The organism is Bradyrhizobium sp. Crot121 (genome assembly GCF_059512385.1).
This window is the reverse complement of the sequence record NZ_JCAMOR010000006.1, coordinates 90,349-110,474: the sequence shown is the minus strand read 5'-3', so window position 1 is coordinate 110,474 and position 20,126 is coordinate 90,349. Positions and strand designations below refer to the sequence as shown.

The 20,126-nt window shown below is 63.8% G+C and carries 16 protein-coding genes; 12 read left to right on the top strand and 4 right to left on the bottom strand.

The window, feature by feature from the left end; translation table 11 throughout:
• Nucleotides 1-33: 33 nt before the first annotated feature.
• Complete coding sequence (locus AC5ZGW_RS08785; protein ID WP_051396679.1) at nucleotides 34-993, bottom strand: TRAP transporter substrate-binding protein; 960 nt, start codon at nucleotides 991-993, stop codon at nucleotides 34-36.
• A gap of 248 nt (nucleotides 994-1,241) precedes the next feature.
• Between AC5ZGW_RS08785 and ugpB the strand changes: the two genes are divergently transcribed.
• From ugpB to AC5ZGW_RS08735, 10 genes are all read left to right on the top strand, one after another.
• Nucleotides 1,242-2,552, top strand: coding sequence for a sn-glycerol-3-phosphate ABC transporter substrate-binding protein UgpB (ugpB, locus tag AC5ZGW_RS08780; RefSeq protein ID WP_130226662.1), 1,311 nt, complete (start codon nucleotides 1,242-1,244; stop codon nucleotides 2,550-2,552).
• Between the two features lie 104 nt (nucleotides 2,553-2,656).
• The gene (locus AC5ZGW_RS08775; RefSeq protein WP_130226661.1) at nucleotides 2,657-3,610 is read left to right on the top strand and encodes an aminoglycoside phosphotransferase family protein; all 954 of its coding nucleotides are present in this window, start codon (nucleotides 2,657-2,659) and stop codon (nucleotides 3,608-3,610) included.
• A gap of 230 nt (nucleotides 3,611-3,840) precedes the next feature.
• Nucleotides 3,841-5,457, top strand: coding sequence for an ABC transporter substrate-binding protein (locus tag AC5ZGW_RS08770; protein ID WP_130226660.1), 1,617 nt, complete (start codon nucleotides 3,841-3,843; stop codon nucleotides 5,455-5,457).
• Between the two features lie 128 nt (nucleotides 5,458-5,585).
• Complete coding sequence (locus tag AC5ZGW_RS08765; RefSeq protein ID WP_130226659.1) at nucleotides 5,586-6,599, top strand: ABC transporter permease; 1,014 nt, start codon at nucleotides 5,586-5,588, stop codon at nucleotides 6,597-6,599.
• A gap of 9 nt (nucleotides 6,600-6,608) precedes the next feature.
• Complete coding sequence (locus AC5ZGW_RS08760; protein ID WP_130226658.1) at nucleotides 6,609-7,508, top strand: ABC transporter permease; 900 nt, start codon at nucleotides 6,609-6,611, stop codon at nucleotides 7,506-7,508.
• Between the two features lie 133 nt (nucleotides 7,509-7,641).
• The gene (locus tag AC5ZGW_RS08755) at nucleotides 7,642-9,414 is read left to right on the top strand and encodes a dipeptide ABC transporter ATP-binding protein (RefSeq protein WP_130226657.1); all 1,773 of its coding nucleotides are present in this window, start codon (nucleotides 7,642-7,644) and stop codon (nucleotides 9,412-9,414) included.
• Between the two features lie 121 nt (nucleotides 9,415-9,535).
• Nucleotides 9,536-9,718, top strand: a complete 183-nt coding sequence (locus tag AC5ZGW_RS08750) for a DUF4089 domain-containing protein (RefSeq protein ID WP_130226656.1) — start codon at nucleotides 9,536-9,538, stop codon at nucleotides 9,716-9,718.
• Nucleotides 9,719-9,725: 7 nt separating this feature from the next.
• Entirely contained in the window at nucleotides 9,726-11,117 is a 1,392-nt protein-coding gene (locus tag AC5ZGW_RS08745) for an AtzE family amidohydrolase (RefSeq protein WP_165435273.1), read from the top strand.
• Between the two features lie 3 nt (nucleotides 11,118-11,120).
• On the top strand, nucleotides 11,121-11,519 hold the full coding sequence (gene hpxZ, locus AC5ZGW_RS08740) for an oxalurate catabolism protein HpxZ (RefSeq protein WP_130226655.1): 399 nt from the start codon (nucleotides 11,121-11,123) through the stop codon (nucleotides 11,517-11,519).
• The gene (locus AC5ZGW_RS08735) at nucleotides 11,516-12,244 is read left to right on the top strand and encodes a GntR family transcriptional regulator (RefSeq protein ID WP_130226654.1); all 729 of its coding nucleotides are present in this window, start codon (nucleotides 11,516-11,518) and stop codon (nucleotides 12,242-12,244) included. Before hpxZ ends, AC5ZGW_RS08735 begins: the two co-directional genes overlap by 4 nt.
• Nucleotides 12,245-12,446: 202 nt before the next feature.
• Here AC5ZGW_RS08735 and atzF read toward each other — a convergent pair whose 3' ends face one another.
• On the bottom strand, nucleotides 12,447-14,240 hold the full coding sequence (atzF, locus tag AC5ZGW_RS08730; protein ID WP_130226653.1) for an allophanate hydrolase: 1,794 nt from the start codon (nucleotides 14,238-14,240) through the stop codon (nucleotides 12,447-12,449).
• 341 nt (nucleotides 14,241-14,581) lie between these two features.
• Between atzF and AC5ZGW_RS08725 the strand changes: the two genes are divergently transcribed.
• Nucleotides 14,582-16,444 carry a feruloyl-CoA synthase gene (locus AC5ZGW_RS08725; RefSeq protein WP_130226652.1) on the top strand — a complete coding sequence of 621 codons (1,863 nt, stop codon included), beginning with the start codon at nucleotides 14,582-14,584 and terminating at the stop codon, nucleotides 16,442-16,444.
• A 14-nt stretch (nucleotides 16,445-16,458) separates the two neighbouring features.
• Here the strand turns inward: AC5ZGW_RS08725 and AC5ZGW_RS08720 are convergent, their stop codons facing one another.
• Nucleotides 16,459-16,983 carry a MarR family winged helix-turn-helix transcriptional regulator gene (locus AC5ZGW_RS08720; RefSeq protein WP_130226651.1) on the bottom strand — a complete coding sequence of 175 codons (525 nt, stop codon included), beginning with the start codon at nucleotides 16,981-16,983 and terminating at the stop codon, nucleotides 16,459-16,461.
• A gap of 67 nt (nucleotides 16,984-17,050) precedes the next feature.
• On the bottom strand, nucleotides 17,051-18,325 hold the full coding sequence (locus tag AC5ZGW_RS08715) for an NAD(P)/FAD-dependent oxidoreductase (RefSeq protein WP_130226650.1): 1,275 nt from the start codon (nucleotides 18,323-18,325) through the stop codon (nucleotides 17,051-17,053).
• Between the two features lie 476 nt (nucleotides 18,326-18,801).
• Here AC5ZGW_RS08715 and AC5ZGW_RS08710 point away from each other — a divergent pair, with 476 nt between their 5' ends.
• Nucleotides 18,802-19,974, top strand: coding sequence for an ABC transporter substrate-binding protein (locus tag AC5ZGW_RS08710; protein ID WP_130226649.1), 1,173 nt, complete (start codon nucleotides 18,802-18,804; stop codon nucleotides 19,972-19,974).
• The last annotated feature ends 152 nt before the right edge of the window (nucleotides 19,975-20,126 follow it).

Sequence of the window (20,126 nt, the reverse complement as noted above, 5' to 3'; positions counted from 1 at the left end):
GCTCCATCCTGTGCGGGTGTTGCCAAGCTTGCTTCACTCCACCTTGCGGATGCGCGCGATCAATGACGCGATCGCGCCGTCGCGCTGCGCTTTGGCATAGAGCCCTGCCATCGCCGCCTCGAACGGCCCGCGGTCGAAATCGCTGACGATCTTCACGCCCGCGGCTTCCGCGCGCTGGCGCGAGCGCTCGTCGAGGTCCTTCCACTTCTCGCGCATGAAGGTGCTGGAGCGCTTCGCGGCTTCGCGGAAAAGCGCCTGGTCTTCGACCGACAGGCTCGCCCACGCCTTTTGCGACATCACCAGCACTTCCGGGCTCATCGTATGTTCTGTCAGCGTATAGAAGCCTGCGAACTTGTAGTGATCGGCGGTGATGAAAGACGGCCAGTTGTTCTCGGCGCCGTCGATCAATCCGGTGGCAAGTCCGGTCTTCACCTGACCGTAGGGCAGTTCAATCGGTTCGGCGCCGAGCGCGCGGATCATGTCCGACATCTGCTGCGACTGCTGGACCCGAATCCGCAGGCCCTTGAAGTCGTCGAGCGAACGGATCGGACGAGCGCTGTTGTAGATCGAGCGCGCGCCTGAATCATAGAAGGCCAAGCCGACGAATCCGTAGGCCTCGAATGAGTTAAGGATCTCGTTGCCGATGGGGCCATCCAGCACCTTCTGCAAATGTTCGACCGAGCGGAACAGGAAGGGCAGCGCCAGCACGTTGGCCGCGGGCACCATGGTGCCGATCAGCGCCACATTGGTGCGGTTGATGTCGATCGCACCCGCCCGCGTCTGCTCCAGCGTTTCTTTTTCCTCGCCAAGCTGCCGCGAATGAAACACCCGCACATGATGACGGCCACCGCTTCGCTCCTCCACCAGGCTGCCCATGTAACGCAACGCCTGGACGGTCGGATAGTCCTCGCTCTGGGTATCGGACGCCCGAAACTCGCGCGCAGCCGCACCCGTTGCGACCGCCGTCAGCAGCAGCGCGATAACAAGCGTCATGGTCCGCGAAAGGCCGGCGCGGCGGTACACAGGCTACAAATCCCCTTGTGATATGGTCTGTGGCAGGAAGAAAAGGTTCAATACGTTTTAGCAGAAGCCTGAAAGATAGCTATCCGACGATCTACGGTTAATCGGCCATTCCGACGCATTGTCGGATTGCAACCGTAACGATGCAGCCTTAATCAGGGGCAAAAGTCATTTTGCTTCTCAAGCGCGAAAGCCTGGATTGGCGCACCGTGACATTGTTTATGAGATTCCTATACCCAGCGGCGCTTGCGACCACTCTCCTCGGATCTCCAGCGCATGCCGCGACCGAGATCATGTGGTGGCACGCGATGTCGGGAGAACTCGGCAAGCAGGTCGAGAAGCTCGCTGCCGATTTCAACGCGTCCCAGTCCGACTACCGGATCGTGCCGAGCTACAAGGGCAACTATACCGAGACGGTCACGGCGGCGATCTTCGCCTTCCGCTCGCGCAGCCAGCCCGCCATCGTCCAGGTCAACGAGATCGCCACCGCCACCATGATGGCGGCTCGCGGCGCGATCTATCCGGTGTTCGAGCTGATGCGCGATCAGTCCGAGCCGTTCCTGCCGTCGGCCTATCTGCCGACCGTGACCAGCTATTACGCCGATCTCAGCGGCAATCTGCTGTCGTTTCCGTTCAACGCCTCGACGCTGATCCTCTATTACAACAAGGATCTGTTTCGCGCCGCCGGCCTCGATCCCGAGGTGGCGCCGAAGACCTGGCCCGAGCTCGGTGCGGCGGCAAAGCGGCTGCGCGCGGCGGGTGCTCCGTGCGGATTCACCACGTCGTGGCCGTCCTGGATCAATGTCGAGAATTTCTCCGCCTTTCACAATGTGCCGATCGCGACCAAATCCAACGGCTTCGGCGGGCTTGATGCGGAGCTCATCTTCAACAATCCGCTGATGGTGAAGCACATCGCCCAGCTCGTGGAATGGCAAGCCACCAAGGTGTTCGACTATAGCGGCCGCGGGCAGTCGGCCGAGCCGCGCTTCCAGAAGGGCGAATGCGGCATTTTCATCGGCTCGTCCGGCACCAGCGCCGATATCAAGGCCAACTCGAAATTCGAGGTCGGCTACGGCATGCTGCCCTATTGGCCTGATGTCGCCGGCGCGCCGCAGAACAGCATCATCGGCGGCGCCACGCTATGGGTGCTGCGCGATCGCCCGCGGCCGGAATATGCCGGGGTTGCGAAGTTCTTCGCCTATCTATCGAAGCCCGAGGTGCAGGCCGCCTGGCACCAGGCGACAGGCTATCTGCCGATCACCCGCGCAGCTTATGAGCTCACCCGCTCGCAGGGCTTCTACGACCACAACCCCGGCGCGGCGATCGGGATCGAGCAACTGACGCTGAAGCCGCCGACTGAGAATTCGAAAGGTATCCGGCTCGGCTCCTTCGTGCTGATCCGCGGCGTCATCGAGGAGGAGCTCGAGCAGGCCTTTTCCGGCAAGCAGTCGCCGCAGGCCGCGCTCGATCTGGCCGTCGAACGCGGTAACCGGCTGCTGCGCCAGTTCGAGCGCGCCAATCCGGACAGGTAAGGGATCGTAGCCCGGATGGAGCGCAGCGCAATCCGGGATGTCTGTATCTGTTCGCGGCATTGCCCCGGATTACGCTGCGCTCCATCCGGGCTACGGTTCTGCGAATGACGATGCCACTGCCCACCTTCCCCGATTACGAAGCCTTTCGCGCCTGGCGTGCTGACCCATCGCGCTGGCTGCCGGTCGCGATGGATATCGCCCGCAGTCACGGAATTGCGTCCACGCCGCCTCACGTCTTCACGACCGGCACCAACCTCGTCGTCGGACTCGGTGATGATCTCATCCTGAAGTTATTCCCACCGCTGCTGCGGGCGCAGTTCGTATCCGAGCGCGGATCGCTCGCGCAGCTTCGCGGACGGCTCAAGATTCCGATTCCGGAGATCGTCGCCGAAGGCGAGTGCGACCGCTGGCCCTATCTCATCATCACGCGCGTGTCGGGTATCCTAGGTGCGGAGGTGTGGCCCTCGCTGCCCGAAGCGGACAAGGAGCGCGTGCTCGCCGAGATCGGCGAGACCATTGCCGATGTTCAGCGCGCGCCGCCGGGCCCGCTGCTTGACATCGAGCCACGCTGGAACGTGTTCATGCGGAGCCAGATGGAAGGTTGTCGTGCCAGGCACGAGCGGCTGGGGCTGGCGCGAAAATTCCTCGACGGGCTCGGTGATCTCTTGCGCGACGCCGCCGAGTTGATCCCGATGCACGAACCGCCGGTCATCCTCACCGGCGAATACATCCCGCAAAACTTCATGCTGACGCAGCGGGGCGGCCGCTGGCACCTTTGCGGATTGATCGATTTCGGCGATGTGCTGGCGGGATGGCGCGACTACGATCTGCTCGGCCCCGGCGCATTCATGGCCGCGGGCCGGCCGGGCCGCGTGCTGAGCCTGCTCGAAGGCTTTGGATATTCCCGCAGCGACATCGATTTCACGCTGAAGCGGCGGCTGATGGCCTTGATGCTGTTGCACCGCGCAAGCGACCTCAACCGGCACATCTGCATCGAGGGCTGGCAAGCGAAGGCTGACGATCTCCTGCAACTGCAGGAACTGATTTGGGCCACGTAAAAGTGACTCGCCTAATAATCGGGCGTTCAAAAATATCCGCCTAATCAATAGGCAAAAACACTGGTTTGTATGCAACGTGGTGTCTGCCAATTGGAGCGTTTGACCCTGCTTCTCTCGATATTCCGAAGCGTTATCAATGCCTTGGGTCTGCGCCAACGCTCCGTTAAGGCTTGGCACAAACCTTGCGAACCTGTTCCTCGCCATTTCCCAGGGGCGTTGGAGCATCACCCATGAAACGTCGCGATTTCCTCAGATCCGTATCCGGATTGGCCGCAAGCGCGATGGTGCCTGCACCGGCGATCTGGTCGCCCGCCAAGGCCGATGCGCGCTCGGAGACGCTTCTGATCGTCTCCGAGGGCGGCCCGAACAATCTCGATATCCATGGCGTCGGCACCAATGTGCCCGGCTATGAAGTGTCGTGGAATTGCTATGATCGCCTGATCACCCACGAGATGAAGAGCGGCCCGGGCGGCGTACCCTATTACGACCGCGACAAGTTCAAGGGCGAACTCGCCGACGACATGAATGTCGGCGACATGTCCGTCACCTTCAAACTGAAGAAGAACGCCAAATTCCACGACGGCACGCCGGTGACGGCAAAGGACGTCAAATGGTCGCTCGATCGCGCGGTCAGCGTCGGCGGCTTCCCGACCTTCCAGATGAGCGCGGGCTCGCTGACCAAGCCCGAGCAGTTCGTCATCGTCGATGACTCCACGGTGCGGGTCGATTTCGCCACCAAGGACCGCCTCACGATTCCAGATCTCGCCGTGATCGTGCCCTGCGTCGTCAATTCGGAACTGGTCAAGAAGAACGCGTCCGAAAAGGACCCCTGGGGCCTCGAATACACCAAGCAGCAGACCGCCGGCTCCGGCGCCTACAAGGTTACGAAGTGGACCGCGGGTACTGAGGTGATCATGGAGCGCAACGACGCCTGGATCGGCGGCCCTGTGCCGAAGATCAAGCGCGTGATCTGGCGCATGGTGCCGCAGGCCGGCAATCGTCGCGCGCTGCTCGAGCGCGGCGATGCCGACATCTCCTACGAGCTGCCGTTCAAGGATTTCCAGGAGATGAAGGCGAACGGCAAGCTCGACGTGGTGTCGCTGCCGTTCTCCAACGGCATCCAGTATATCGGCATGAACGTCACCAAGCCGCCGTTCGACAATCTGAAAGTCCGTCAGGCGGTGGCTTACGCCATTCCCTATCAGAAGATCATCGATGCCGTGCTGTTCGGGCTCGCCAATCCGATGTTCGGCGCGAAGGACAAGCCGACCGAAGTCGCCTGGCCGCAGCCGCACAAATATTACACCGATATCGAGAAGGCCAAGGCGCTGATGGCGGAGGCCGGCTATCCGAACGGCTTTGAGACCACGATCTCGTTCGACCTCAATTTCGCAGGCGTCAACGAGCCGCTCTGCGTGCTGGTGCAGGAGAGCCTGGCGCAGATCGGCATCAAGACCACCATCAACAAGGTGCCCGGCGCCAACTGGCGCACCGAGTTGACCAAGAAGGAAATGCCGCTATTCACCAATGTATTCTCGGGCTGGCTCGATTACCCCGAATACTTCTTCTATTGGTGCTATCACGGCAACAATTCGATCTTCAACACGATGAGCTACAAGTCGCCGGAGATGGACAAGTTCATCGACGGCGCGCGCAAAGCTGCCGCGCTCGGCGACGCTGCCGCCTACGATGCCGACGTCAAAAGCTTCGTCGATCTCGCCTTCACCGACATCCCGCGCATTCCGCTGTATCAGCCGTTCGTCAACGTGGCGATGCAGAAGAACATCTCCGGCTATCAGTACTGGTTCCATCGCCGCCTAGACTATCGCGCGATGGCGAAGGGGTGAGTGGGCGAATGGTGAGTGGCGAATAGCGAATAGGGAGTAGCGAATGTGACCAACGGCCGCGAACATCCATTCGCTACTCGCCATTCGCTATTCGCCAGCACGCCATTCGCCAGCTCGGAGCGCTCCCCATGCTGACGATGATTGGCAAGCGGCTGATGTTCGCGATCCCGAGTCTGATCGGGGTCGTCATTGTCACTTTCCTCCTGACGCGCGCGCTGCCGGGCGATCCGGCCGCGTATTTCGCCGGTCCCGCCGCGACCAAGGAGGCGGTCGAGCAGATCCGCAAGAAACTCGGTTTCGACCGGCCGCTGATCGAGCAGTTCTTCCGTTACACCAGCGATCTCGCTCATGGCGATTTCGGCACCTCGCTCACGACCGGCCAGCCGGTCGCGACCGAACTCCGCAATCGCCTGCCGGCGTCCGCTGAATTGACGCTGCTTGGCCTTTTGGTGTCGGTCGCGATCGCGATCCCACTCGGCGTGCTCGCAGCGACGCGCCCTGGTTCCTGGATCGACCATCTCTGTCGCGTCACGACGACGGCAGGCGTCTCGCTTCCGGTGTTCTTCACCGGCCTCGTGTTGGTCTACGTCTTCTATTTCCGGCTTGGCTGGTCGCCGGCGCCGCTGGGGCGGCTCGACGTGTTCTACAGCGCGCCGCCGACCGTGACCGGCTTCTATCTGATCGACACGCTGATCGCCCGCGATTTCGAAGCGTTCCGCTCGGCGCTCAGCCAGCTCGTCCTTCCGGCGACGACGCTTGCGATCTTCTCGCTGGCGCCGATCGCGCGCATGACCCGCGCCACGATGCTGGCGGTGCTCGCCTCCGACTTCGTGCGCACCGCGCGCGCCAGCGGCCTGTCGCCAGGCACCGTGATCGTCACCTACGCCTTCCGCAACGCGATGCTGCCGGTCATCACCACGCTCAGCATGGTGTTCTCGTTCCTGCTCGGCGCCAACGTGCTGGTCGAAAAAGTGTTCGCCTGGCCCGGCATCGGCTCCTACGCGGTGGAAGCGCTGATATCGTCGGACTTCGCGCCGGTGCAGGGCTTCGTGCTGACCATGGCGGTCATGTATGTGCTGCTCAATCTCGTCATCGACATTCTCTACGGCGTCATCGATCCGCGTGTGCGGCTGGAAGGGTAGGGGTGAAGCATGAGCACCGTTGCGCCTGTCGTTGAGCCCGTCGGTCCGGCGCGGACCTCGGGGCTGTCAGCCATCTTCGAGCACGCGCGCTATGTGCTCAGCGAGAACAAGGTCACCGGCTTTGCCTTTGCGCTGCTGATCTTGATCCTGTTCGCCGCGCTGTTCGGCCCCTATGTCGTGCCTTACGATCCGCTCGCGAGTGATACGTCGGCGGCGCTGAAACCGCCGTCGGCGGCGCACTGGTTCGGCACCGATCAATTGGGCCGCGACATCTTTAGCCGCGTCATCGTGGCAACCAGGCTCGATACTTTCATCGCGGTCGCTTCCGTCGTGCTGGTGTTCCTGATGGGCGGGCTCGCAGGCATCGCGGCCGGTTATTTCGGCGGCTGGACCGATCGCATCGTCGGCCGCATCGCCGACACCATCATGGCATTCCCGCTGTTCGTGCTGGCGATGGGCATCGTCGCTGCGCTCGGCAATACCGTGCAGAACATCATCATCGCCACCGCGATCGTGAATTTCCCGCTCTATGCCCGTGTCGCCCGCGCCGAGGCCAATGTCCGCCGCAATGCCGGCTTCGTGCAGGCGGCGCGGCTCTCCGGCAATGGCGAATACCGCATCCTGCTGGTGCATATCCTCCCGAATATTGTGCCGATCATGATCGTGCAGATGTCGCTCACCATGGGTTACGCGATCCTGAACGCTGCCGGCCTTTCCTTTATCGGCCTCGGCGTCCGGCCGCCGACCGCCGAATGGGGCATCATGGTCGCCGAAGGCGCCGGCTTCATGGTGTCAGGCGAATGGTGGATAGCGCTGTTCCCTGGGCTCGCGTTGATGATCGCCGTGTTCTGCTTCAACCTGCTCGGCGACGGCCTGCGCGACATCGTCGATCCGCAGCGGAGGACGTAATGGCCGCACTCTTTCAGTTGATCGTCATTGCCGGGCTTGACCCGGCAATCCATCGCGCGAAGCGCAGCGTTGACCTTCCGATGGATGCGCGGGTCAAGCCCGCGCATGACGAGCTGAGAATGAGGCGCTCGTCATGACCGCGCAGCCGCTGCTTGACGTCAAGGACCTCACAGTCGAGTTCACCACGCGGCGTGGCATCGTCAAGGCGGTGCAGCATGTCAATATTTCGGTGGCAAAAGGCGAGACCGTCGGCATCGTCGGCGAATCCGGCTCCGGCAAGTCGGTGACCTCTTACGCCGTGATGCGCATCCTCGATCGCGCGGGAAAAATCGCCGAGGGCTCGGTGATGTTCTCCGGCATCGACGTCAAGGCCGCGACCGAGACGCAGATGCGCGACCTGCGCGGCCGCGAGGTCTCGATGATCTTCCAGAACCCCCGCGCCGCGCTCAATCCGATCCGCAAAGTCGGCGACCAGATCGAGGACGTGCTGCGTCAGCACGTTCAGCAGTCGACGGTGGCCGATCGCGGTGAGAAGGCGATCGAGGCGCTTGAGCAGGTCAAGATCGCCCGGCCACGCGAGCGTTATCACGCCTATCCGTTCGAGCTTTCGGGGGGCATGTGCCAGCGCGTCGTGATCGCGCTTGCGCTGGCCTGCAATCCGCAGCTCCTGATCGCGGACGAGCCCACCACCGGTCTCGACGTCACCACGCAGAAGGCGGTGATGGAGCTGATCGTCGAATTGACGAAGCGTCGTTCGATGTCGACGATCCTGATCACGCATGATCTTGGCCTCGCCGCCGCTTATTGCGACCGCGTCGTGGTGATGGAGAAAGGCCGCGTGGTCGAGACCGCCAGGTCGGCCGATATTTTCGCCAAGCCCGAGCATCCCTATACCAAGAAGCTGATGCGCGCGACGCCGCGGATCGGCGTGTCGCTGCGCGATCTGCTGCCGGAGGACGACGCTAACTCCGTCATGGCCGGGCTTGACCCGGCCATCCATCGATCTTCGAAAAACTCTTCTCCTGAAGGGATGGACCCCCGGGTCAAGCCCGGGGATGACGAGAAGACAGAGCCGCTCCTCCTCGTCGAAAAGCTCGTCAAGGAATATCCGCGCCAGGGCGCAGGTGCGATGCTGTCAAAATTGTTCGGCCGCAAGCCGCCGGTGGAGCAGGAGGTGTTCCGCGCCGTCGACGGCATCAGTTTCCATGTCGGCCGTGGCGAGAGCGTCGGCCTGGTCGGCGAATCCGGCTGCGGCAAATCGACCACGTCGATGATGGTGATGCGGCTCCTGGACCAGACCTCCGGCCGTATCGCCTTCGACGGTGAAGAAATCGGCGAGATCAAGCCGCCATCCTTTGCGCGATTGCCGCTGCGCAGCCGGATCCAGATGGTGTTCCAGGATCCGACCGACAGCCTCAATCCCCGCTTCACCGCTGCGCGCGCGATCGCCGATCCGCTTCTGCAACTCGGCGACATCAGGGGACGGGACGCATTGCGGGCCCGCTGCGAGGAACTCGCCACGCTGGTCGGTCTTCCCGTCAATCTCCTCGACCGCTTCCCGCATCAACTGTCCGGCGGCCAGAAGGCGCGCGTCGGCATCGCGCGGGCGATTGCGCTGCATCCAAAGCTTGTCATCCTCGATGAGCCGACGGCCGCGCTCGATGTCTCGGTGCAGGCGGTGGTGCTGAACCTGTTGCAGGATCTCAAGCAGTCGATGGGGATGAGCTATCTTTTCGTATCACACGATCTCAACGTCGTGCGCCTGTTGTGCGACCGCGTCATCGTGATGCGCAGCGGCAAGATCGTCGAACAGGGGAGTTCCGAAAAGGTCTTGGGCGATGCGCAGGAAGCTTATACAAAGGAGCTGCTGACGGCGATCCCGCATCCGCCGTTGCCTGTTCATTGAGCAGCCTCCGGAAAGAAAACAGGCACGCAGGCTTTCCCGGCGCTCGATAAAACAGATGAGGTTGTGATTCGATCCAAGTCATCGGATCGTGGTTGAGTTGAGATCGTCGGGTGGGAGAGTCATGGCTGCCGACAACCTGGATGACTATATCGACGCCGTCGCAACGGCGATGGGGCTGCCGGTCGAGGACGCCTGGCGGCCGGCGGTTCGTGCCAATCTCGAGGTCTCGCTGAGACTGGCACGGATGGTGGACGAATTCCCGTTGCCTGACGAGACCGAGCCGGCCAGTGTCTACTCCGCCTGATAGCGCAATGACCGATCAATCCTTGTCCGCCGCCGACATCGCGCAGGCCGTCGCCGCGCGAAAGCTCTCCGCGCTGGAAGCAACCGAGGCGGCGCTCGCCCGCATCGCCAAGCACGACTCCGTGCTCAACGCCTTCACCGATATCACCGCCGATCGCGCCCGCGCCAAGGCCAAAGCCCTTGATGCAGCGATTGCGGCCGGCCAGACCGTCGGCCCGCTCGCGGGCGTGCCCTTCGCGGTGAAGAACCTGTTCGACGTGCAGGGCCTCTCCACGCGCGCCGGATCGAAGATCAATCGCGATCTGCCGCCGGCCGCGCGCGATGCGACGCTGATCGAGCGGATGGAAGCAGCCGGCGCCGTGCTGGTCGGCGCGCTCAACATGGGCGAATACGCCTATGACTTCACCGGTGAGAACGTGCATGACGGTCCGTCGCGCAATCCGCACGATCCGACGCGGATGGCGGGCGGCTCCTCGGGCGGCTCCGGCAGTGCGGTCGGCGGCGCCCTGGTGCCGATCGCGCTCGGCTCCGACACCAATGGCTCCATCCGCGTGCCGTCGTCCTTCTGCGGTATCTTCGGTCTGAAGCCGACCTATGGCCGGCTGTCGCGCGCGCGTTCTTTTCCGTTCGTCGCGAGCTTTGATCATCTCGGGCCGCTGGCGCGAAGCGCAGGTGACCTCGCATTATCCTATGACGCGATGCAAGGACTGGATCCTGATGATGCCGCCTGCAGCCCGCGGCCGGTCGAGCCGGTTGTGCCACAGCTTGCGCGAGGCATCCGTGATCTCCGCATCGCCATTGCCGGCGGCTATTTCCAGCAGAACATCTTTCCGGAGGCGGTTGAAGCCGTCGGCCGCATCGCCAAGGCGCTCAACGCGACGCGTACGGTCGAAATTCCGGAAGCCGCGCGGGCCCGCTCGGCGGCCTATGTCATCACGACAACGGAAGGCGCCTCGCTGCATCTCGATCGCCTGCGCAAGCGGCCGAATGATTTCGATCCCGCGGTGCGTGATCGCCTGATCGCGGGTGCGATGATCCCGGCGCCCTATGTCGACAAGGCGCAAAAATTCCGCCGCTGGTACCGCGAGAAGGTACTGGAGCTGTTCATGACGGTTGACGTGATCCTGGCCCCGGCAACGCCCTGCGTGGCGCCGAAGCTTGGGCAGGTGAACTTCACGCTCGATGGCGTCGAACTGCCGGTGCGCGCCAATATCGGCATTCACACCCAGCCGATTTCGTTCATCGGCCTGCCGGTGGTGGCGGTGCCGGTTCCGCTCGAGCCGATGCCGATCGGAGTGCAGATCATCGCCGCACCCTGGCGCGAGGACATCGCGCTGCGGGTCGCCTACGCTTTGGAGCAAATGGGCGCGGCCGCCGCGCCGCCGCCGCGAGGATTCTAGCGAATGGACATCGATCTGCCCGACGTGCTCGCCGAAGTGACTGCGCAATTCGAGCGCTACGAGAAGGCGCTGGTGTCGAACGACGTCGCCGTGCTGGATGAGCTGTTCCGCAACGACAAGCGGACGCTGCGCTACGGCATGGGCGAGAATCTCTATGGCTATGACGCGATCATGGCGTTCCGCGCCGGGCGCTCGCCGGCCGGGCTCAATCGCCGGATCGACAAGACGGTGATATCGACCTACGGCCGCGACACCGCGGTCGCGTCGACCCTGTTCTATCGCGACTCCGCACCTGGCAAGGTGGGGCGGCAGATGCAGACGTGGATACGCTTCCCCGAGGGCTGGAGAATCGTTGCCGCTCATGTCAGCATCATCGACGAACCGAAGGATCCGAAGACATGAGTCTGGACGACCTTCCGCGTCGCCCTGCCGCCGCCGGACCGGACATGCTGGTGCGGCGCGTCGACCGTCCGTCTCCGCAACAATCCAGGATCACGCGCGCCGAAGAGCTGCGCCTGCAGCTCGCCGATGAGATCGTGCGCGGCGCGCTCGGGCCGGGCTCGCCGCTCGACGAATCCGATATCGCGCGCCGCTTCAATGTCTCGCGCACGCCGGTGCGCGAGGCGCTGCGCCAGCTTGCGGCGAGCGGCCTGGTCGAAGCGCGCGCCCATCGCGGTGCGGTGGTGGCGCGGCCCTCGGTCGAACGGCTTACCGGCATGTTCGAGGCGATGGCGGAATTGGAAGCGCTGTGCGCGGGACTCGCTGCGGAGCGGATGACGGCAACCGACCGGCATGCGCTCGAAGCCGTGCATGAGGAATTGCGCGTGCTCAGCTACACCGGCAATCCCGAGCGCTTTCACGAGGTCAACGAGCGCTTCCACAACACGATCTATGCCGGGTCGCACAACGATTATATCGCCGAGATGACGTTGGCGACACGGGTCCGGGTGCAGCCGTTCCGCCGCGCCCAGTTCCGCAATCTCGGACGATTGGCAAAATCGCATGTCGAGCACGATCGCGTCGTGGTCGCGATCCTGCGCGGCGATAAGACCGGCGCCGCCGCCGCCATGCGCGCCCACATCACATTGGTACGCGGCGAATACGAGATCTACTCGGTGTCGGTGTAGTTTCGTAGTCCCGTAGGGTGGGCAAAGCGAAGCGTGCCCACCATCTCGCGCACTGCTCGTGGTGGTGGGCACGCTTCGCTTTGCCCATCTACGAAATCGGTGTTGTCGGAAACGTGTCCTCCACGTCATTGCGAGCGCAGCGAAGCAATCCATCTCTCCACAAGCGGCGGCATGGATTGCTTCGCTGCGCTCGCAATGACGGCTAGACCGTAGCGCTCTCCGCCATGAACGCACGCCAGCCGCCGAAGGCGGAGATGTCGCGGGCGCCGTTGATCGCCGCCGGCTCCACGATAAAGCCCTTCACCTCGCGGCCGTCGGCGAGGCGGATGGTGCCGATCGAGAGCGGCGGCGGGATCGCGGCGACGAACTTGCCAAAGGATGACGGCGAGAGCGCCCAGAGTTCGAGCTCGATCGATGCGCCGCTGCCCGCTTCGACGCGCAGCATCCCGGGTTTCGGCGGCGTGGTGCCGAGCGCATAGAGCTTGTAGTCCGGCGCGGTCGCGGTCTCCTCGAGCAAACGTCCGTCGAGCGCGCGCAACTCGCCGTTCAGCGCCATGCCGGACAGGTGCGCGCCGACCACAGCAATCGGAATGTCTTCGCCGCTTGACGGCGGTAGCGGAGCGAGCAGCGGCTGCGGCAGCGACTTCGCGCCGATCGGCAGCTTTGTATCGGCATGGAAGACGCGGCCGATGCTGGCAAGCAGCGCGTCGCGGCCGGCCGGCGCCAGCAGCGTGATGCCGAACGGCGCGCCGTCTGGCCGCATCGCCGAGGGCAGCGCGAGGCCGCAGAGGTCGAGCAGGTTGACGAAATTGGTATAGGTGCCGAGCCGGCTGTTGAGCTCGATCGGATTGGCCAGCACCTGCGCCGTTGAATAGACTGTCGGCGCCGTCGGCAGCACGATCGCCTCCATCGAGGCGAAGGCGCGCTCGGCGATCCGGCGCAGTGCCTGCAGCCGATAGAGCGCGGCAAATGTTTCGGCGGCGGTGAGCCGCGCGCCGGCCGCGGTGATCTCGCGCGTGACCGGGTGGATCGACTCCGGCGACGAGGCGAGCAGATCGCGGATCACCAGATAGCGCTCGGCAACCCACGGGCCTTCGTAGAGCAGCCGCGCAGTCTCGTAGAACGGCTCGAGGTCGAATTCGACCAGCGTCGCGCCGAGCGCGGCCCAGCGCTCGATCGCCTCAGCATAAAGCTGCTCCGACTGGCGGTCGCCGAAGAAGATCAACTGCCCTTTGCGGGGGACACCGAGCCGAAGCTTGGCCGGCAACTCCGTCATCTTGCCAAGCGGTCGCTCGCGCGAGAAAGGATCGGCGCCATCAGTGCCGGCCATCACCTTCAGCGCCGTCATGGCGTCGTCGACGGTGAGCGAGAACACCGAGATGCAATCGAGCGTACGGCAGGCCGGCACCACGCCGGCGGTCGAGATCAATCCGAGGCTTGGCTTCAGTCCCACGATGTTGTTGAGCATCGCCGGCACGCGGCCGCTTCCCGCGGTATCCGTGCCCAGCGCCAGCGGCACCAGTCCGGCGGAGACCGCAACCGCCGATCCCGAGCTCGATCCGCCCGGAATGAGGTCGTTGCGGACTGGATTTTTCGGGATCCCGTAGGGCGAGCGCACGCCGACTAGGCCGGTCGCGAACTGGTCGAGATTGGTCTTGCCGATGATGATGGCGCCGGCCGCGCGCAACCGCGCGATGGCAGTCGCGTCATGCGTCGGCATATAGGAGAAGGCTGGACAAGCCGCCGTGGTCGACATTCCCGCGGCGTCGATATTGTCCTTCACCGCGACCGGCACGCCATAAAGCGGCAGGCGCGCGGCGTCCTTGCCGGCCAGCGCCTCGGCTTCGGCTTGCGCGTCTTTCTCGGCGCGCAGGGTGATGAAGACGGCGGGATCGCCATGGTCGTGGATGCGCTGAAAACTGCGCGCGACCGTTTCCGCAGGCGTCATGGTGCCGGCGCGGTGCGCAGCAAGGATCTCAGCGACGGTTTCAGTCACGTGGTGCCTCGTCCATTTGGTCGGCCGATCTCCGTCACAATCGACGGCGCCCGGCCTGACAAAACCCAAGCCCACCGAAGCAAGCGATGTGCCATTGTGTACATTTGCAGTATTGGGGTGCTTGCGGAAATCGGGCTGTAATCTCCGTGACTTAAGTCTCTCGCCGAGAACCGGCGGAAGCGCGCAACGACGACCGGTTGCGATGCTCTGCCCAATTTTTGGGCGCAGTACCGCAAGCTTTGCGATCCTCTATCCGCGGCGTGCGGCGACATTGCCTGATGGCGGGATAGTCGCGTAGAGCAGAGCCAGCCCCAGCAAAGAGGGCGTGTGAGGAAGCCCCAATGACCTTAGCCGTCGCCCGCCGCGATGATCCCGAAATGCTGTTTGCCGTGCCCGCGATCGTTGCCGATCGGCGGAACGACGGCAGCATCATCGTGAGATCGACCGTGCCCCTGCGCGAAGGCGCGCGCTGCGTCGGCGACTGGCTGGAGCATTGGGCGCGGCTGACGCCGGACCGGGTCTTCCTCGCCGAGCGCGCCGATGTCGAGGCGCCCTGGACCACCCTCAGCTATGCCGATGCCCTGCGGCAGGTGCGTTCGCTTGCCTCCTGGATCCTTGCGCAGGGTCTCGGCGTCGAACGTCCGGTGATGATCCTCTCTGATAACAGCATCGATCATGCGCTGCTCGCGCTGGCCGCCCAGCACGTTGGGGTGCCCTCGGCGGCGATCTCGCCGGCCTATTCGCTGATGTCGAAAGATTTCGACAAGCTGAAGAGCATGGTCCGGCTGCTCGAGCCCGGCGCGATCTATGTTTCCGCCACCAGGCCGTTCGCGGCGGCGCTTGCCGCGGTCAAGCCGCTGCATACCGCGAGCATCATCAGCGGCAATGCCGACGACAGCGACGCCATTTCGTTCAGCGCCATCGCGGCTACGCCGGAGACCGCGGACGTGGAAAAAGCCTTCGCTGCGGTGACACCGGACACCATTGCAAAATTCCTGTTCACCTCGGGGTCAACGGGCGCGCCAAAGGCCGTGATCAACACCCAGCGTATGCTGACCTCGAGCCAGCAGGCCAAGGCCCAGACCTGGACCTTCCTCGATACAGTGCGCGATGATCTCGTGATCCTGGACTGGCTGCCCTGGAGCCACACCTTCGGCGCCAACCACAATTTCAACCTGGTGCTGCGCAACGGCGGCACGCTTTATATCGACGGCGGCAAGCCGGCGCCCGGCCTGTTCGCGACCTCGCTCGCCAATCTGCGCAGCGTGGTGCCGACGGTCTATTTCAACGTGCCGCGCGGTTTCGACATGCTGATCGCGACGCTTCAGAGCGATGACGCGTTGCGCCGCAAATTCTTCTGCGAGGTGAAGTTCGCCTTCTATGCCGGCGCGGCGCTGCCGCAAAATCTTTGGGACGCGCTGGAAGAATTGTCCATGAAGACGGTCGGCCGTCGGCTTCCGATGGTGTCGGCCTGGGGCTCGACCGAGACGTCGCCGCTCGCGACCGACTGCCATTTCCTGGCGGAGCGTTCCGGCAATATCGGCGTGCCGGTCCCGGGCACCGAATTGAAGCTCGTCGCCTCCGGCGACAAGCTCGAGGTGCGCGTGCGTGGCCCCAATGTCACGCCGGGCTACTGGAAGGCGCCGGAGCTGACCGCGCAGGCGTTCGACGAGGAGGGCTTTTACCGGATCGGCGATGCCGTGAAGTTTGCCGATCCGGAAAAGCCTGAGCGCGGGCTGTTCTTCGACGGCCGCGTTGCCGAGGATTTCAAGCTCAATTCCGGCACCTGGGTCAGCGTCGGCACGCTGCGCGTCGCCGGCATCGCCGCACTGGCGCCGCTCGCGCAGGACATCGTCGTCACCGGTCATGGCGGCGACGAGGTTCGCTTCCTGGTATTCCCCAATATCGCCGCCTGCCGCGCGCGGGCCGGGTTGCCTGACAGCGCCGATGTTTCCGATGTGATCGGCCATGAAATGATCCGCGGCGCGATCGGGCAGGGTCTTGCAAGACTGAAGGCGCAGAGCGGCAACTCCTCCGGCCATGCCACGCGCGCGCTGTTGCTTGCGGAGCCCGCCTCCGTCGACGGCGGCGAGATCACCGACAAGGGCTACATCAACCAGCGCGCGGTGCTGACGCGCCGCGCCGGCGCGGTAGCGGTACTGGACGATGATGCTTCGCGTGAATGGATCGCCTGCGCCGGCTGACACCGGACCTGGAGTCAGGAGCCGGTCCGGCCGGTGATGGCGCCGAGATTATTGTGCAGCCGCCGCAACAGATCGATCAACACCTCCCGCTCGTCCTTGCGCAGGCAGGACAACAGCCGACGCTCGCGATCGAGCGCGGCGACGATAACCTTGTCATGGATCGCGCGGCCTCTGGCCGTCAGCGCGATCGAATGGCTGCGGCCGTCATGCGGGTTGGCGCGGATCGCGACCAGCCCGCGCTTTTGCAACAGCGCCAGCGTCCGGCTCACTGGTCCCTTGTCGAAGCCGATGATGTGGCAGATGCGGGAGGCCGGGATGCCCGGCTCGATCGCGAGCTGCGACATGATCCGCCACTCGGTGACGTTGACGCCGAAATGACGCTGGTAGAGCGTGGTGGCGCTGTTGGAGAGCTTGTTGGCAATGAAGGTGACGAAGCCCGGCACATAGCGGTCGAGGTCGAGTGTCGGGCCGGAATTGACAGAAGCAGCTTGCGCGGCTCTCGGCCGGCGCGGCTTCCTGGGGGAGGTTTGAGTGCTCATATTTCAATCATCGCTGCGGGGTCGCTGCCCGCAATAAGGACGTTCCAGCGGTTCTTTTTGGTTAAAGTTATCGCGCCACCTTGCTGCTGCCTTGCGTGATCAGCCGGGCCGCGCGCTGGTCGCGGGCGTGAATCCAGAGCCAGCTCAGCGCGACGCTGAGGCGGTGTCGGATGCCGATCAGGAAGTAGATGTGGGCGATGCCCCAGATCCACCAGGCGATGGCGCCGCGCAGCTTGAGCCAGCCGAAATCGATCACGGCGAGCCGCTTGCCGATCTGGGCGAGGCTGCCCTGGTGCTTGTAGCGGAATGGCGGCAGCGTGCGGCCCTCGAGCCGCGCCCTGATCAGCGATGCGACATAACGCCCTTCCTGCTTCGCGGCTGGCGCGATGCCGGGCACCGGCTTGCCGTCGGGGCCGGCGATCGTGATGGTGTCGCCGATCGCAAAGATGTCGGGATGGCCGGGGACGGTGAGGTCGGGATTGACCTGCAGCCGGTAGGCGCGGTCGGCGGGGGCGTTCAGCCATTCGGCGGCCCGCGAGGCGCGCACGCCGGCGGCCCAGATGATGGTCCGTGCGTCCAGCCTCTTGCCGCCATAAACCACGCCGTCGGCATCGCATTCGGTGACCGGCGCGCCCAGCATGACCTCGACGCCGAGCTTTTCCAGCGAGCGCTGCGCATAAGTCGAAAGATCGTCGGGAAAGCCCGCGAGCACCCGCGAGCCCGCCTCGATCAGCACGACGCGGGTCTTGTGGGTGTCGATGTTGCGGAAGTCGGGCGCCAGCGTATCGCGTGCGAGGTCGGCGATGGTGCCGGCCATTTCGACGCCGGTCGGTCCGGCGCCGACGATGACGAAGGTGAGTAGTGCTGCCCGGCGCGCCGGATCGGTCTCGCGCTCGGCGCGCTCGAAGGCGACGAGGATGCGGCGCCGCAGCGTGGTGGCATCCTCGAGCGTTTTGAGGCCCGGTGCGAACGGCTCCCATTCGTCGTGGCCGAAATAGTCGTGGCGTGCGCCGGTCGCCAGGATCAGCGTGTCGTAGGGGACGCTGTCGCCGTCATCGAGCACGACACGCTTGCCTTCGGTGTCGATGCTGTTGACGTTGGCGAACAGCGTCGTCACCTCACGGCGGTCGCGCAGGAGGTAGCGGATCGGCCAGGCGATTTCGGAGGTCGCCAGCGAAGCGGTTGCGACCTGGTAGAGCAGCGGTTGGAACAGATGATGGTTGCGGCGATCGATCAAGGTAATCTTCACCGGCGCGCCGGCGAGCCCAAAGGTCGCCTCCAGGCCGCCAAACCCCGCGCCGACAATCACCACGTGATGCGGATCTTTCGGCGGCGTCGTCATCGAATATGGCCCCAGGGTTCTCGGTATCTCCGGGCGAATTATGTATTAGTTCGCGTAGTCGTTCCAAGGCGCTTCTTTCTAATCGCACGATAGCGAAAGCGTGTGGGGTCAGCCCTCGCGGTGCCGTCGCCGTGAGCATCAGGCTATTGAACAGTGCGCCGGCCAGCGAAAGTGTCGGGGCTATTGCGCCAGCCAGCGGGGCCGGCAACAGCTCCAGAACTGCGACAATGGTTGCCCGCGCAACCGGCACTATAATTCTTGCCAGCCTCGCATTTTACGAATTATGGTGCAGATCAGGCGCAAGCATGCGCCGAAGGTTCTAAACGCCGCCTTCGGTTCGCGCTTGCTGCCCGGTCAGGATTCCGCGCACAAAACACGTCACCTAAAAAGGGAGTGACGGGGGCACGGACAACGCTGCCGGACGGTTCACCCGCCTGGCGGGTCGGTTGGAATGGTTGAGGAGGAGGGGAGTGGACATGAAAACGTCATTTTGGCTGGCGGGCGTCACCGCGCTGGCGCTGGCCCAGCCCGCATTGGCGGCTGACACCATCAAGATCGGCTTTGTCTCGACTTTCAGCGGTCCGACCGCCGTCATCGGCAACGATATGCGGAACTCGTTCGAGCTGGCGCTTGACCATCTCGGCCGCAAGATGGACGGCAAGCCGGTCGAGGTGATCTATGAGGACGACCAGCAGAAGCCCGATATCGGCAAGCAGAAGACCGAGAAACTGATGCAGTCCGACAAGGTCGATTTCATCGTCGGCTACATCTGGTCGAACGTGCTCCTGGCCTCGCTGAAGACCGCCGTCGACAGCAAGACCTTCCTGATCTCGGCCAATGCCGGTCCGTCGCAGCTCGCCGGCGAGCTTTGCTCCCCTTACGTCTTCTCGACCTCCTGGCAGAACGACCAGACGCCCGCCGCCATGGGCCTCTACATGAACCAGAAGGGCGTGAAATCGGTGTTCCTGATCGGGCCGAACTATGCCGCCGGCAAGGACATGCTTGCGGGCGTCAAGAGCACCTTCAAGGGCGAAGTGGTCGGCGAGGAATATACGGTGTGGCCGAGCCAGCTCGATTTCTCCGCCGAGCTGACCAAGGCGCGCAACTCGAAGGCCGAGTCGATCTTCGTGTTCTATCCGGGCGCCGCCGGTGTGCAGTTCCTCAACCAGTATGTGCAGGCTGGCATCAAGCAGCAGATCCCGCTCTACACCGCCTTCACCATCGACGAATTGTCGTTGCCGCTGCAAAAGGAGAACGCGCTCGGCGTTCCCGGGGCCCAGGAATGGGTGAACGATTTGCCGAATGAAGAGAACAAGCGTTTCGTCGCCGATTACCGCAAGAAATACGCGAACCTGCGCCCAACCTATTATGGCGCGCAGGCCTATGACGCCGCCCAGCTCATCAACAGCGCGGTGGTCGCAGTGAAGGGCGACCTGACCAAAAAGGACGCGATGAAGGCGGAGATGGAGAAGGCGAACTTCAAGTCGCTGCGTGGTCCGTTCAAATACGGCAACAACCACATCCCGATCCAGAATTTCTACCTGCAGGACGTGGTCAAGGACGCGGACGGTCAGCTATCGCTGAAGACCGTCGCAACCATCGTCGAGAACGACCAGGACCGGTTTCACGACAAGTGCCCGATGAAGTAATTGTAAGTCACCTCGCCCCGCTTGCGGGGAGAGGTCGGATCGCTCTTGCGATCCGGGTGAGGGGGCCTCTCCGCGAGCGCGGTGTTCGTGGAGGCAGCCCCTCACGCCAACGCTCTCAGAGCGAGCTTTCGCTCGTCTCGACCCCGCAAGGG